Below are 15,898 nucleotides of genomic sequence, written 5' to 3' on the forward strand. Positions count from 1 at the left end.
GCTAGCGCTCCTCGCGCGGCAAATACGACAGCCTGCCGAGGATCGCGTCCGCCAGCGCCGCAGGCAGCAATTGCAGCAGACGCATGCCGAACGCGAGCAGCCCCGGAAACGCGATTTCCGCGCGCCCGACGGCAAGCTTGCGACGGATGTGGGCGGCCGCCTTGTCGGCGGACCACAGGAACGGCTTGTCGCCCGGGAATACGTCGCTCATCGCCGTCTTCACGAAGCCCGGCAGGATCACGGACAGCCTGACGCCGTCGCGCGCGAGCAACGGACGGACCGAATCGGCATACGCCTTGATCGCCGCCTTGCTCGCGCAATAGGCGGGCGAAATCGCCATGCCGCGCAGCGCGGCGAGCGAGCTGATGAGCGCGATTTGGCCACGCCCGCGTATACGCATGCACTCAAGAACCGGCAAAATCGTGTGCATCGTGCCGTAGAAATTCGTGTCCATGACCACGCTTATTCGTGCAAAGTCTTCACAATCGCTAGACGATGCAAGGGTACTCGCAACACCTGCGTTCGCAATTAAGAGATCAATTGGATGCGATTGGTCGAAGCGCGATAACCACTCCCGCGTCTTCTCGGAATCTCGCACGTCGAGGAGCGCAGTGACTACCTCAGCCCCGGCGTCACGACAGTGCTGCGCGCAGACTCCGAGACGCGTGGCGTTCCGCCCCACAAGCCCCAACACAACACCACGTTCGGCATAACACCTGGCGAGCGCTTCGCCGAGCCCTGCACTGGCGCCGGTGATCACTATGCAGCGAGAAGAACACGCAGTCATCGGCCGACGTATCCTGCGAGTTCTCTAGCCACGGGCGGCCTCTTTCAATTGGGGAGGCAGCATATGCTGCTGGGGCAAAATGCTTGATTCGGAGGATAGGGACGTCTGTCCGACAGCAAACGGAGACGTAGCCGCCTCAAGACGGCTAACCGCACCGGCTGCGGCCATCGCGATGCCCGAGCGACTGTAGAAATCGCCGTTGATTTGTGTGTGGCGAATCACATAGTCGATGAACGCCTGATACAGTGCCGCGTCTGGGCTCTCAGCCCGTTGCCAGAAGTCGTCCAGACTCCCCTGCCACGTCATGCCCGGCATCGAATAGACCGCCGCTCCAAGTGTCATCAGCGGTCGATCGTGGTGGAGTGCGGACAAACCCACCGTGCTGTTGACGACAACTACACCGCGCGCGCGCTCGAGCAGGGTCGGCAGGTGGCCGGCCTCTATATAGCGCACACGATCCGCCATCCCTAGTTGTCCTGCAAGGGAACGGACTTGGCGATGAGAGCCTATCAGGCCGGTATCGAGCGGATGATTTTTGACTACAAGCAGCGCATCGGATGGCGCATGATCCGCAAACGAATGCAATACCTTGCTGATGACCTCGCGAATCCCAGAGAACGGCGAATGCTCGATGATCTGACTATCCGAATTCAGCTGCAGCGGGAATAGATAGTAGGGGCGCCGCTCAGTGACAAGCGCTGACGCAACTCGACGCGCCTCCGCCTTGTACCTGCTGAGCCGGGCAAAACGATTGGCGAGGCCTGCATATTCGACGAATCCGTTATATGGACGATGGCTCCGATAATTCGGGAACCGCCATGCATGGAGCGCGTTGGCCATTCGGTAGTGAATGTCGTGCCATGCTCGGATCTGGAGGCTATACCCGGTTGGCTGGCCCGGAGGATTGGTCTCGCGCCGTTCCCTATACCACGTCGGATCAAGAGGCAGCATAGAGCGGCCATTGACGCCAAACGGTTCCAGCGTAATCCAATTCGGCCGCACATAGCCTTCTTCGAATACGTGCACCCTGACGCCGAGCGATTGCGCAACCACGTGGACTGGCCGATGAATCGCACGGCAGTCGCCAAACATAAGCACGTCGCTGAAGTCCCCGGTGCTCAGCACATCGCTATACCAAAACGCAAGGTCACTTGACGCCCCGGCATAGTTCCACGCGGGCTCCTTGCCAGAATACGCAACATCGCCACCGCAAAAGTTGACACGCCGGACAATATGGCGACGGGCGAGCAGCATAGCGCATAACACCTCAAAAAATGGCGATGCGGGCCCCTGTAACACGAGGAACGAGCGTCTCATCGAAAGAGCACGAAGATTAAGAAAACCTCTAAGGAAACGCTGATCAAAGGCCCAGCGCGAAGGTTATCGGAAGCGCCGGGTCGTCATTTTCGGATGGCGAAGCGAAGTGAGGCTCATTTTGGTGAGTTCGATGCGGAAACGGGCCTCACTTCTCGCATTTTTCACACACAAGACGGATTGCCGTCATGTGCCGAGTGCAGCCGATTTCGCGCGATCACCAGGTTCGCCAATGCGAACAGGCTGAACAACTGCGCCGTGTTCTTGGCCAGCCCCTTGTAGCGCACCTTGCGATGACGAAACAGGTTTTTGACGATATGGAACGGATGCTCGACCCGCGCACGAATCTGCGCCTTGGTCCGTTCAGCCGCGATCACCAGTTCCTTCAGCAGACCGTCCTGCATGGCCTTGATCTTGCCTCGCTTGGCCGCCACGCTCCACTTCACCGACTTGCCCTTCATTTCGTCGCGCTTGTCTACGCCGACGTAGCCGGCATCGCCGAACGCTTCCTCTTCATGCCCGTGCAGCAACGCATGGGCTTGTGAGACATCGGATACGTTGGCAGATGTGCCGACCACGCTGTGAATCAGTCCCGAATTCGCATCGACGCCGATGTGCGCCTTCATGCCGAAGTGCCATTCGTTACCTTTCTTCGTTTGGTGCATTTCCGGATCTCGAGTCTTCTCAGCGTTTTTGGTCGACGGCGGCGCTTCGATGATCGTCGCGTCGACCAGCGTGCCTTCCTTCATCAGCAGTCCACGCTCGCACAGCGAAATGCCGATCTCGTCAGACAGGCCATACCACTGCTGCAAAAAGTAGATTCGCAGCATGCGTTCCAGACCGATCGGCGGCCGACCTCGTTCGCCTTTCGGGTAATACGGCGCGATCGCCGAGATCAAACGCGGCCACGGCACGACATTCTCCATCTCAGTCAGGAAGCGCTGACGCTTGGTCACAACGCTTCTTGCCCGCGCTTTCCGCTTCTGCAAAGCTGATCTGCCGTTTCATCACTATCGATCCGTTCCATCAACCTCACATCACAACGTCCCGGGCGGCCTCCACGATGACCGCCGAGCTGGATAATTCAGCGTTTCCCTAGAGCGTGTTATGCACTTTTCATCGGCGCCACCGTCCAAGGGAGATGGAAAAACGCAGACCCTACCCAAGTGACGTAACGGACGAAGAATGGAGCTTCGTCGTGCCGTATCTGACGCTGATGAAGGAAGAGGCCCCACAACGGCAATATGAATTGCGCGAGCTTTACAACGCGTTGCGCTGGTTGGCCCGTGCAGGCGCACCGTGGCGGCTGTTGCCGACGAACTTCCCGCCGTGGGAGGCCGTGTACCAGCAAACCCAACGATGGCTGCGCACAGGCTGCTTTGAGGCGATGACAGACGATCTGCGTTCGATCATTCGTCTGGCACATGGACGTCAGGGCCAACCCAGCGCGGTGATTCTCGATGGGCGGACGTTGCAATCGACGTGCGAGAGCGGTCCGCGCGCGGGATATGACGGCTACAAACGCAAACGCGGTAGCAAAGTGCACATGGCTGTCGACACCTTGGGCCATCTGCTGGCGGTGCACATCACGCCGGCTAACGAGCAGGAGCGCACTCAGGTGCAACAACTGGCGCGGCAGGTTCAGCAGGCTACGGGCCAGACGGTGAAGCTCGCTTTTGCTGACCAAGGCTATACCGGCGAACACGCGGCGCAGGCAGCACGTGACGAAGGCATAGAGTTGCAGGTCATCAAATTGTCCGAGGCGAAGAAGGGCTTCGTGCTTCTGCCACGGCGCTGGGTGGTCGAACGTAGCTTCGGCTGGGTCAACCGTTTTCGCAGGCTCGCGCGCGACTACGAGCGCTTGCCCGAAACCCTCGCCGGATTGCATTTCGTTGTCTTCGTCACTTTGATGCTGACTCATACCGTTCCGTATTTTTGAAAGTGCATAACACGCTCTAAGGAAGAACAGCTGCTCCAGCAACGGCGCTCCTGGACTTGAAGACGCCGCCAGTGCGCGCGGGTTCGTACGGAGTATAGATCAACAGTAGCCAGTCCAGCGTATGAAATTCATAATGCGAACCGCCGAAACTGCATGAAGAAGCTTGCCGATTACATAATTTTCGTGTTTATACTGCTTCTCTTCGAGACGCAACTCTTTCCTTTCCGATGGGCCGGCATGGAAAAGATTGCAGCAGCGCGCACATTGGAAGTCTTCGTTTGGGGTGCGCCGGATTTGTCTACACAATCCGGCAAATTGTTAGTGTTAGTTTGTCGCACTGGCACGCATTGCCGCTTCAGCTATGCCCTTCGCGACAAAACGTGCGGCGAAACTGTCAGGAGATCGCTATGCCCGAGGTACAGAAAGTTGCCCGCACCAAGGTCGATATGCTTGAATTGCCCAACCAACTCGACGACGTCAGACAACTCCGCCCTCTGGCAGTCTTGCCCTGCGACTGGGCCTACCGCATTCAGGATGCTGTTGCTGCACCAAACGCTCCTGGAAAAGCCGAGTCGACTCGCAGATCGAGGCCATCGTCGATCTAGCATTTGATCCGTCCGACCTATGGCTAGCTGCGCACATCCTGCGCCCAACGTCTCGCCCACACCTCGGATAGCCGGGTGGCTGAAGGCATTGAAAGCACAATGTCCACGCAAAGACGGACGGCCTCCACGGAATACCTGCTTTGCAGCGCTGGAGCGTAGCGAACGGATGGGTACCTAGCTAATATATTTGCAGCATCTTCAGTTAAAACTGGAAAGAGCTTTGGAAAATCAGATCCTCCTGAAGCGGTCTCGAGCAAGCTTCATAAAACTGCAACACACTCTTGGCATGATCAGTAGAGTAAATACCCTGTTTCTGATCCTCGTCGTACTGCCGACCATAGTTTCCATCATCTATTATGGCCTGATCGCGTCAAACATCTATGTCTCCGAGGCCAAATTTTTGGTTCGCAGCCCTGACCGTCAAGGCATATCACCGTTTGGTTTCTTTCTAAGCCAGGCAGGTTTCAGCCGATCGCAGGATGACGCCTATACGATCCAGGAGTTCATTCTTTCTCGTGATGCGCTCATCTCGGCAGATCGGGATCTACATATCAAGGCCGCCTTCGGTGCACCGTCTGTCGACATCGTGAGCCGCTTCGACGCGTTCGGCCGAAACGATAGCTACGAGAAGTTCTATCGCTATTACCAAAAGATGGTCGATGTACAAGTCGAATCGACCTCTTCGATCTTGACCTTGAAAGCACGCGCCTTTACGGCCAAAGACGCGCATGCGTTAAATGAGCGCTTGCTTGAGATGAGCGAAGCACTCGTCAACAAGCTAAACGAGCGCGCACGCCTTGACATGATTCGGTTCGCCTCTGGAGAAGTCACAGGGGCAGAGGCAAGATCGAAGGCCGCTGCGGTAGCCTTGGCTCACTATCGAGACAAGCAAGGCGTCATGGACCCCGAAAAGCAATCGGGCATCCCCCTCCAGCAAGTCGCAAAACTGCAAGATGAACTGATCTCTACCAAGGCGCAGATTTCCCTACTAGAGAAACTTGCCAAAGATAGCCCGCAGCTCCCCGCTTTTAGGCAACGAGCACAGTTGCTCACTGAAGCCATCAACACTGAATCAGCACGCATCGCCGGAGCGTCAGACCGGTCGCTGGCAAGCAAAGCGTCCGAATATCAACGTTTGGAACTTGACAAGGAGTTTGCGGACAAGATGTTGGCCAGCGCCATGAGTACGCTCGAGCAGGCTCGCAACGAAGCGCAACGCAAGCAACTTTATCTTGAGAGAATTGCGCGCCCCAGCTTTCCAGATGCATCTCTCGAACCCCGACGCCTCACCAATATCGTTATTACCTTGGTTATCTCATTGATAATTTGGGGGATATTGATGCTCTTGGTTCACGGCATCAACGAGCACCATGAATAACGGTCGCGAACGTGAGCGCCAATCGATCCGGTCCGCATTAAGGATTCAATTGCGTGTGATCGGCGCACTGCTAATGCGTGAGATTATCACGCGTTACGGTCGCCACAATATCGGTTTTCTTTGGTTGTTACTGGAGCCCATCATCTTTACGGTGGGTGTCGTCATTCTCTGGAACATTACACACAGCATGCACGGCTTCCGTGTCCCGGTTACGCCGTTTGTCGTGACTGGCTATTCTAGTCTGCTTTTGTGGCGAACTTGCTCGTTCCGCGGGCTAAAAGCAATCGAGCCGAATCGCAGCCTGCTACACCATAGGCCAGTGAAAATCCAGGACATTTTTTTTGCTCGGATGCTGCTGGAAGTGGCTGGCGTTACAGCATCGCTCGTGCTTTTGATCGTAGTAATGATTGGGATCGATTTGATGAGCTTTCCGGCTGATCTGTCTTTGATCGTCATCGGCTGGTTTTTTTTATGCTGGTTTAGCGCATGTCTCGGAATAATTCTAGGCTGCCTCAGCGAGCATAGCGATTTGGTCGAACGATTGTGGCACCCCGGCAGCTATTTTTTACTGGCGGTAAGTGGCACTTTCTTTATGGTCGACTGGCTGCCACAAACATTTCAGAATGTGGTATTGTGGTTTCCTATGACGAACGCGGTTGAAATGATGCGTGCTGGCTACTGGGGAAATTCGAATCGCTTTCATTTCAGCGTTTCTTATACATTCCTTTTCTGCCTCTCTATGACTCTCGTCGCACTTTTATTGATGGGTGACCGACGCATGAAGATGCTCACATAGCTTATGGGCGTCAAGATGCTCTCCCTGCGAAACGTTACGAAGCGATATAAGTCAAGGACCGGTAGCCATACGGTGCTCAACAGAATAAGTTTAACTATTGAACGCAGCGAAAAAATAGGCATATTCGGGAAAAACGGGGCCGGCAAATCGACGCTCATCCGCTTGATCAGCGGCCAGGAATCTCCTGACAGCGGCTTGATTCAGCGAGAGATGGCCGTATCCTGGCCCCTGGCTTTTGCAGGCGGCTTTCAGGGAAGCTTGACCGGCCTCGACAATCTTCGTTTTATCTCTCGAATTTATAACATCGATCATGAATCAATTCGCGGCTTTGTAGAGGAATTTGCGGAGCTTGGCAAGTATTTGCGCGAGCCAGTCAAAACATATTCAAGCGGTATGCAAGCGCGCCTTGCGTTTGCACTCTCACTCGCCATCGAATTCGATTGCTATTTAATTGACGAAATTATTGCAGTTGGTGATGCCAGATTTCATGAGAAGTGCGTTCATGAGCTGTTCGAAAAACGCAAAGATCGAGCATTCATCATCGTTTCTCACGATGTCGGATTTATTATGAAATTCTGCAACAGCGCCGCCGTTCTCGACCAGGGTACGATCATACGCTTCGACGATGTATCCGATGCATATGAGCACTACAGCCAGCATATCCTCGGACTAGGGTAATTACGACAATGACTACATCAACATCAGTGGTAGTCGCAAGCCTACCCATTACGTCCGGGAATGAGCGAGGGAACGAGACGATCGACTCGATGATCACGCTCGATCTAAGCGGAATAGCCTACGAAAATCACCATGCGCCCGTTTTTCATGCGTGGCTGAAATTAAATAAGCAAGAGCGTAGGCAAGCTCTGCACGACCGTTACATTTTCTTTTCTGTCACATGCTGCGTTGACCAGCACTTGACAGATTTGCTACAACTAGATTTTGCAAAAGCAAACGAATTCACAAAAGATTTACTGAGTGACCTGTCGTGCCTATCTCAAGGTCTTATCGGCTACAGTGAGGAATGGTTTCGAGGCCTCAACCAACTTGCCGGCGCATTCACTGACCGCAATTACTTGCCCGAAGCGAGTGCTGTCGTCGATATCGCACTACGAACGGGTGCGGTGAAATTTCCTCGCATTGCTCAATCGATCAGCTTACATCGCGCATATCTCGACGCGATAGCTGGGCGGCATGAACATGCATCGGAGGTTGCATTAAGGTTAGTACGCAAGCCTTACCTATTGCCTAACCGTCGGGAATTACCGAAGCTGTACCAAAAATTAATGTATATCCTTGCGGCAAGCAACCACCTCGACGAATACAAAACTGTCCTCTGGAAGGGAATTTGCAGCATCCATTCGAACGAACAGCTTCGCATCGACTTTATTTCGCAAATCGTTAAGACCTACCGGGGCGCCTTTCGCGCCTCCCTTCGCAACGAAGTTCCATTACATTACCGCCTGCCATTTCTCCTAGCTAATGTCGCGAGGCTCGCAGGCTCCAATCCGGTGTTGCGACCTCTCCGCGCTCATAAGCCTCTATGGGGCATCTATTTGGGTGTGTTACATCTGCTTCATTCGTTCAGATCGTCGTCGATGTCCGGGCCGACCGGTGTTCAGCATAGGACTGACCAGACCGGCTGGCGGTGGCATATTCCCCTCCTTGCATCAAAGCCGAAACGCCGAGTTTTGATCACGCGGGCCATGGGTGGAATCGGGGACGTGGTCATGATGACTGCGGGTCTTCGAGCTCTCGTTAAAAGATATCCCAGAGCACAGATCGATTTTGCCGTGCCGAAATCGTTTCACCCGATCTTCGAGGGACTCAAAGGGGTACGAATTATTGATGTAAACAGCGACAACGTGGACTTAGCACAGTATAACCGCTGGATCAACCTTACGGATTGCCCGGCGGGACGCATCGAGGCAAGACAATACCCGAACGTTCGGAGTAGTCGCATTGAAATTTTTGCACGCGCCATGGGTGTATCAAAATCATATGTCAGACGCTCGGTTGGTTTTTTGCCGTCCTATCAAGTTACAACCGAAGAAACGGAATGGGCTACGTTGTATCTGAGTCAAATTAACCCTGATGGCCTGCCCGTCGTAGGAATTCAGCCCTTTTCCGTTGACAGCTACAAGAATTGGCCGGATATGGAAAACTTGGCAAAGCGCTTGAGCCAGGATCATTGCGTTCTGATTTTTCACCATGAAACCATCTCTGGTTACGTTTCTTACAATATTCATAAGATATTAATGCCATTAAGGAAAAGCGTAGCCCTACTTACCAAGTGCCAGCGACTTGTTGCCGTAGACTCATCGTTCGTTCATCTATCCGCTGCGCTGGACGTCAAAACTGTCGCAATCTTCGGCCCTACGAGCGGGCGCGTTTTCTGTCGTCATTATCCTCATGTAAAATACATAACCCCCAAGAAATCGGAATTCCCGTGTTCCCCGTGTTGGCGCAACGAACACAAGCCTTGTCATCTAACGAGGGGCCGCGAGAGTATATGTTTGCGCTCCATCGCTACAGAACAGATTTTAACGGCCCTAAAAGCAAACTTCGATCGGCCAAATCCGAGAACTAATGTATTGACTCATATTCGGAACTGGATTCTCTATGGCCGAGAATAAAAGTACATACATATTGCGAAACCACTCGAGCATCGATGACTACACATTTATAAATCAATCGTCCGTTGAACAATCAAATTCTCAAGTGACCGAAATTACTTGACCACGCATCAGATTTACTTCTTTAATTTGAAATTGAGAATCATTATCCATGACAGACAAGAGCCTTGACGAAACCCAGCTAAGAGAATTGGTAATGCTCGTCACCCGAAACGGGCAGCCCAACATAAATTCGCTAGCCGAAATAACGCGAAATGACCTTGCAATTCGATGGAATTTAAAGGTTTATGGGTATCTACTTGCACGACTCCTTCTGGAGAAGGATTCTTCGCGCAAATCAATTAGCGTCGACGCATCCCCATTCCCTAGGAACTGGAAAGCAACGGAACTGAAAGATTTCGATCAAATCTGGTTTCGTTCAGTTTGCCAAGAACTACATATCGAACCAATTCTTCACAGAAAGGTCTGGGAACTCGCGTATGTCGTATCAGCGCTGCACTCATTCGATCTTCTGCGACACGGCGTGAAGGGACTTGGCTTTGCATGTGGCGAAGAACCGCTTCCTTCACTCTTCGCCAGCAAGGGTGTCGAAGTAGTGGCTACCGACCTCATGCCACACGCGGCTGCGGCTTCTGGCTGGAAAGACACTGCGCAGCACGCATCCAGTTTGGACCTTCTCTGGAAACCGGACTTGGTGTCACGGAACGCGTTTGACAAGCACGTTTCACTTCAGTTTGTCGATATGAACGACATACCGTCTTCCCTGCACGGACAATTTGATTTCTGCTGGTCTATGTGCGCGTTTGAGCATCTTGGCTCTATCGAGCGCGGGTTGTCGTTTGTTGAGAATTCGCTGAAAGTTTTAAAGCCGGGAGGTATTGCGGTCCACACGACAGAATTTAACTTTGCGAGCGATTCCGACACTATCGACAACTGGGGCACAGTACTTTTCAGGCGGAGCGACTTCGAGCGTCTTCGGGAGCGCCTTGCCCGACAAGGCTTTGACGTTCCACCTGTTTCCTACGAGACCGGCGACCACCCGGTAGACTGGTTTCTCGATGTGCCGCCGTTTCCAGGAGACCCCGGATATCTCACACAAAAGTTTCCCCAGTACCCGCACTTGAAACTTGTTGTCGACGGCTTCCCGTCTACTTGTTTCGGTTTATTCGCCCAAAAGCCGCTCTGATACATCGCAATTATGGCAACTTCGTCAATGCGGGCTATTGCCGTTACAGTGCTGATATTGATGACTGGAGGCTGCAGCACTACCCCAACCTGGCTACCGACATCCGGACCAAGCAAGAAGGACATCACTGAGCAGAAGGCGGCACTCCCGATACCCGTCATCGACATCAACGAAAGTGTCACCCAACGCCTGCTCGGCGAACGGAAGAACACGACCTTCGCTCAGGTTTTTCCCAGCCAACCTGTAGCCGAGTATCTGGTCGGCCCCGGCGACGTACTCCAGGTATCCATTTGGGAAGCACCACCCGCAACGCTGTTCGGCCAGTTGTCGGCCAGCCTGGGCGACGAGATGGGTGCGAGCCGGGCCACGACTTTTCCGGAGCAGATGGTGAATGCAGAGGGCACGATCAACGTGCCCTTCGCTGGGTCTGTGAAAGCCGCCAGCAAGACTCCGCGCGAGATTGAGGAGGCGATCACGCGACGGTTGACCGGCAAAGCCCATCAGCCGCAAGTGCTGGTAAGAATCACAAAAAACACCAGCTCGAACGTAACCGTCGTTGGAGAAGTCAACGCAAGTACGCGCATGCCGCTGACTGCCAAAGGAGAACGACTGCTGGATACATTGGCAGCAGCGGGCGGCGTAAAACAGGCCGTGAGCAAAATAACGATTCAGCTCACGAGGGGCGGACAACACTATTCGATGCCGCTCGATTCGATCATCCGGAATCCGAATCAGAACATCATGCTCCGGCCGGGTGACGTCGTAACCGCTATCTACCAGTCGTCGAGCTTCATCGCACTCGGCGCGACCGGCAAAAATCAGGAAGTTGAATTTGAAGCGAAGGGAATCAGCCTGACGCAAGCGCTTGGGCGAATCGGCGGATCGGACGATCAGCGAGCAGACGCGCAAGGGCTTTTCATATTTCGCTTCGAAGATCCCAGTACCCTTGGCGGACGGGCCGAGTCGTGGCCACATACCGCTGAAGGCAAGATACCCGTTATCTACCGACTCGATTTGAAGGATCCTCGCAGCTTCCTGGTCGCCCAGGACTTTCCGATCAACAACAGGGACGTGCTCTATATGGCCAACGCGCCCGCAGCCGAGCTGCAAAAGTTTCTCAACATATTGACGTCGTCGATCTTCACCGTAAGCAGCCTGGTCAATACGGCACGGTAGTTTGGAGACGCGTTCACGTGAACACAGTATTGATTGATGTGACAAGGCTGGTGGATCGCCGCCTTCAAAAATTGCTACCGACTGGCGTCGACCGGGTAGGCCTGGAGTACGTCGAACATTTTCGCGCGCGTTCGCGCGCTGTGGTGAGGTTCGCGGGGCGCTGGGTCGTCTTGAACGAGCGGCAATCTCAGCGTCTGTACGACTCCCTACATTGTTCCGACAGCGGTTTTACCAGTATGGTTCGTCGCTGTCTGGGCAGTGCGTATGTATGTAATTGGGATCGCGGGAGCACTGCGTCAATATTGATCAATACCGGCCATAGCGGGCTCGATCAGCCCACCTATGTCGAGCAGGCAAGGCGCCGCAATTGGAGGCTGGTTCTGTTTCTTCATGACCTGATACCCGTCACGCATCCCGAGTACTGCCGCCCAGGGGAAGCTGTAGTGCATCGGCGACGACTCGAGGCAATGCTATCGCCGAAAGTCGGGCTCATTTTAAACTCGCATGCGACGCAACGAGAACTGGAAGAGTACGCGGCTAAGGTCCAAAAGCCGGTTCCGCGCTGCGCCGTTGCGCCGCTGGCATCTGCGCGCCTGCCAAAGCCGAGTGCGGTTCGCCCGATGGCGGAGTCATACTTCGTCATGTTAGGCACAATAGAGGCTCGAAAGAATCATTGGTTTCTCCTCCACGTCTGGAAGCGGTTGGTCGAACGCTTAGGAGAACACGCGCCGGTGCTCGTTATCATCGGACGGCGCGGGTGGGAATGCGAAAACGCAATCGACATGCTCGACCGTTGCGAAAACCTGAATTCTAAGGTCATCGAACTCACCCATTGCAATGACACGGGCTTAGCCACATATCTGCATCACGCACAAGCGCTTGTATTCCCGTCATTAGTCGAGGGATACGGCATGCCACTTATCGAGGCCCTATCGACAAGTGTGCCGGTGATTGCCAGTAATCTCGACGTGTTTCGAGAAATTTCGGGAGAGATTCCCGACTATCTGGACCCACTCGACGGTCCGGCGTGGACGGACCGCATTGACGCTTACACGCGCTCCGACTCCAGAGAACGCAAAGCGCAGATCGCCCGATTGGCGGGATTCCACGCGCCAACGTGGAAACAACATTTTGAGATTGCGGAACACCTTATTTCAGAGTTGACCTCATGACCGCGAACTTCTCATCAGCAAAGGTTCTGGTTGCAGGAGATGTCATGCTCGATCGATACTGGTTCGGCGACACACGGCGCATTTCACCTGAAGCGCCGGTACCGGTCGTGCTCGTCCGCGACGTTCGTACGACGCCCGGCGGTGCAGCCAACGTTGCTGTCAACGTCGCCAACCTCGGCGCAAAAACCATGATCATGTCGGTAGTCGGCGCGGACGCGGCAGGAGACGACCTCGTGGAACTGCTCCAGAAATCGAACATCAGATGCGGCTTTCATCGCGATTCAAGGTTTCAAACGACTATCAAGCTTCGTCTGCTCGCACGGGGTCAGCAAGTCGTGCGTGCCGACTTTGAAGAGCGGCCGGATCATGAATTGCTGTTGCCGCTCATATCGTCGTTCGAAGCGGCGTTGGATGGTTACAGTGTCGTCGTATTCTCCGATTATGGGAAAGGCGGACTTGCACACTTGCGCACGATGATGCAGATGGCTCGGAAGCAAGGAAAAATCGTGCTCGTCGATCCGAAAGGGGCGGATTATTCGCCATACGAGGGAGCAACGCTACTCACGCCGAACCGTGAGGAATTCGCGATGGTTGTCGGCACGCCGTCATCGGAGGCCGACTTCGAAAGCAAGGCATTTGCTCTGCGTGATCGGCTCGGTTTCAAAGCCCTCCTCGTCACGCGATCGGAAGAAGGCATGAGTCTATTCATCGACGACCGGCACATTCGTATCCCGGCACAGGCCCGCGAAGTCTACGATGTGTCGGGCGCTGGCGATACCGTGATCGCAACAATGGCTGTCGCATTAGGAGCAGGCTGCGGCATGGAGGATGCGGCGCACGTGGCCAATCGCGCCGCAGGTATCGTTGTCGGCAAGGTAGGTACCGCCCCCATTTCACTAGAGGAGCTCAACGCATTCTGAACGTGTCGTCACGACGCGCGTTGTCGATTTCATGAAAATTCCAGTTTGCGTTCAAGGCTGCGCAACCCGAACGGACCGCTTTCACGGCAAGCTTCTGCTCAAGCTTGCGCGCATCGTTCGTGATGACGCGGTAGTGATTATGCCAGGGCCCATCTGGTCAACAGGCGCGGCCGGTGTGCCGATGTTGTCGTGGTTCGCGCCGCCTTATCGCGGCAATCCCCAGACAACGATGTGCGACGCGCTAAACCGGCTCTTCGCGCATGACAGGGCGCTGGGTGAATCGCCCGATGTGGTGCGGCTCATGAAGCGTCTCGTCCTCACCGGAGCGGGACGCGAGCGGACTGTAAGGCGCGGGTGTCCCGCAGGATTGTCGGTCGTACCACGCATGCGCAGAATTCTGCTCATCGATCAGCGGAAATGCGCTGGCTTCGGGGGGAGCACAACATTTCTGCGAATGCTCTCCACGGCGAGGGACGAACATCCTGACGCAGAACTGTGGCTGTGGCCATCTTCGGACAACGCGTCCGGGGCGTGGCAGCTCACGCCGCGGTTTCCCGAACGCGCACGCAAGATTGAACAGGGATACCACTTCTTTTCCGTCTTGAGCCAAATTGACCATGTCTACACGGTCGACGCTTTCGAGGGTTTGGAGGCCCTGATTGCCGGTATACCAGTGCGGGTTTTCGGCAAGCCTTTTTACGCGGGCTGGGGACTGACACAGGATGACATTCCTTTGCCCGAGCGCCGCGCGCGTCCGACTCTCGCCGCACTGTTCGAGGCCGTCTATCTGCGGCTGTCGCACTACATGGCCCCAGACAGTGAGGAACCGTGCAGCCTCGATCAAGTGCTTGACAGCATCGAGTTGCAGTACGCGATCCGCGACCGATTCAGCGATTACGCTCATATCGCCGGCGTGCGCTTTCAACTTTGGAAGCGCCCATTTGCGACACCATTTCTCAGCGCCGGCGGGGGCACGTTGCGCTGGCCGCATTCGCCTCGCGCGGTAAGTCCGAACGAGTGGATTGCATTGTGGGGCAGCAAACATGTCGAAAGCATTGCGCCAGGTGCCCGCGTCATTCGCATGGAAGATGGCTTTTTCCACTCACTGGGCCTGGGCTCGGACATGAGTGCGCCGCTGAGTCAGGTCATCGACCGGCGCGGTATCTATTTCGATGCACGGGGGCCCAGCGATCTGACGGACATCCTCAATGAGACGCAATTTGATAATGCTGAACTCGTGCGTGCAGAAGCGCTGCGGGAGTTGATCGTGCGCTCGGGAGTCACGAAATACAACCTTGGCCGACGGAAACCGAATTGGCGCGCGCCAGCCGGTAGAGCGCTATTGCTCGTGCCCGGTCAAGTGGCCGACGATGCGTCGATCCGCTTCGGCACGAGCCTGTTCGGTTCCGCCGAGGCCTTGCTTCGCGAAGTGCGCGCGCGTAATCCCGATGGATTCATTGTGTATAAACCGCATCCGGACGTACTTTCCGGCAACCGAATCGGGCTCGTTGACGCGTATCGCTTGGCCGACGTCGTCGACACCGATGCTGATGTGCTTTCGCTCATCGAGTACGCGGATGAAGTGCACACGCTATCGTCCCTCGCTGGTTTCGATGCGCTACTACGTGGAAAAAAAGTCTTCACATACGGCTTGCCTTTTTACGCTGGATGGGGACTCACGTCGGATGCAATCCGGCCGATACCGTGGCGACGGCGCACGCTTACACTCGAGATGCTGGTCGCCGGCGTTCTGTTACGTTATCCGATCTACTGGAATTGGAGCACTGAGCTTTATGTTACGCCCGAATCAGTGGTGCGGAAACTGGCTCCGCTCGCGGCACGGCCATTGGAGCATGTGCGCGACGATCCACATCGAGCCCTTCGCAAAGCATTTCGCTGGACCCGCAATGTACTCAAGCATTTGCTTTGGGCAGTCGCCCGGCAGCGGCAGGTGCAAAGAAGGTAAGCGCTCTTTGAAGGACGCCATTG

The 15,898-nt window shown here is 55.0% G+C and carries 12 protein-coding genes and 1 pseudogene; 10 read left to right on the plus strand and 3 right to left on the minus strand.

What is annotated here, in order from left to right; genetic code table 11:
- Position 1: 1 nt before the first annotated feature.
- The 3 genes and pseudogenes from WS91_RS25695 to WS91_RS25705 all read right to left on the minus strand — a co-directional run bounded on the left by WS91_RS25695 (position 2) and on the right by WS91_RS25705 (position 3,109).
- Positions 2–787: an SDR family NAD(P)-dependent oxidoreductase gene (locus tag WS91_RS25695; RefSeq protein WP_059583470.1), complete on the minus strand. Its 786-nt coding sequence runs from the start codon at positions 785–787 to the stop codon at positions 2–4.
- A 24-nt stretch (positions 788–811) separates the two neighbouring features.
- Positions 812–2,104, minus strand: a complete 1,293-nt coding sequence (locus WS91_RS25700) for a capsule biosynthesis protein (RefSeq protein WP_082717240.1) — start codon at positions 2,102–2,104, stop codon at positions 812–814.
- A gap of 161 nt (positions 2,105–2,265) precedes the next feature.
- Positions 2,266–3,109 (minus strand): annotated as a pseudogene (locus WS91_RS25705) (IS5 family transposase).
- A 133-nt stretch (positions 3,110–3,242) separates the two neighbouring features.
- Here WS91_RS25705 and WS91_RS25710 point away from each other — a divergent pair.
- From WS91_RS25710 to WS91_RS25745, 10 genes are all read left to right on the plus strand, one after another.
- Positions 3,243–4,040 (plus strand): IS5 family transposase, encoded by a 798-nt coding sequence (locus WS91_RS25710; protein ID WP_059583468.1) that lies wholly within the window; start codon positions 3,243–3,245, stop codon positions 4,038–4,040.
- 825 nt (positions 4,041–4,865) lie between these two features.
- A complete protein-coding gene (locus tag WS91_RS25715) occupies positions 4,866–6,023 on the plus strand; it encodes a hypothetical protein (RefSeq protein ID WP_226377196.1) in 1,158 nt (385 codons plus the stop codon).
- Entirely contained in the window at positions 6,016–6,819 is an 804-nt protein-coding gene (locus WS91_RS25720) for an ABC transporter permease (RefSeq protein WP_063889476.1), read from the plus strand. Before WS91_RS25715 ends, WS91_RS25720 begins: the two co-directional genes overlap by 8 nt.
- Positions 6,820–6,834: 15 nt before the next feature.
- Positions 6,835–7,497 carry an ABC transporter ATP-binding protein gene (locus WS91_RS25725; RefSeq protein ID WP_059583655.1) on the plus strand — a complete coding sequence of 221 codons (663 nt, stop codon included), beginning with the start codon at positions 6,835–6,837 and terminating at the stop codon, positions 7,495–7,497.
- Between the two features lie 89 nt (positions 7,498–7,586).
- The gene (locus tag WS91_RS34585) at positions 7,587–9,455 is read left to right on the plus strand and encodes a glycosyltransferase family 9 protein (protein ID WP_197419387.1); all 1,869 of its coding nucleotides are present in this window, start codon (positions 7,587–7,589) and stop codon (positions 9,453–9,455) included.
- A gap of 151 nt (positions 9,456–9,606) precedes the next feature.
- Complete coding sequence (locus WS91_RS34590) at positions 9,607–10,641, plus strand: methyltransferase domain-containing protein (RefSeq protein WP_063889475.1); 1,035 nt, start codon at positions 9,607–9,609, stop codon at positions 10,639–10,641.
- 27 nt (positions 10,642–10,668) lie between these two features.
- Positions 10,669–11,817, plus strand: coding sequence for a polysaccharide biosynthesis/export family protein (locus WS91_RS25730; RefSeq protein ID WP_059583462.1), 1,149 nt, complete (start codon positions 10,669–10,671; stop codon positions 11,815–11,817).
- Between the two features lie 17 nt (positions 11,818–11,834).
- Entirely contained in the window at positions 11,835–12,989 is a 1,155-nt protein-coding gene (locus WS91_RS25735; RefSeq protein ID WP_059583459.1) for a glycosyltransferase family 4 protein, read from the plus strand.
- Positions 12,986–13,909: a D-glycero-beta-D-manno-heptose-7-phosphate kinase gene (rfaE1, locus tag WS91_RS25740; RefSeq protein WP_082717237.1), complete on the plus strand. Its 924-nt coding sequence runs from the start codon at positions 12,986–12,988 to the stop codon at positions 13,907–13,909. Before WS91_RS25735 ends, rfaE1 begins: the two co-directional genes overlap by 4 nt.
- 31 nt (positions 13,910–13,940) lie before the next feature.
- Positions 13,941–15,875, plus strand: coding sequence for a capsular polysaccharide biosynthesis protein (locus WS91_RS25745; RefSeq protein ID WP_082717236.1), 1,935 nt, complete (start codon positions 13,941–13,943; stop codon positions 15,873–15,875).
- Positions 15,876–15,898 lie beyond the last annotated feature (23 nt).

The organism is Burkholderia sp. MSMB1498 (assembly GCF_001526245.1).
Taxonomy (GTDB): Bacteria; Pseudomonadota; Gammaproteobacteria; order Burkholderiales; family Burkholderiaceae; genus Burkholderia; species Burkholderia savannae.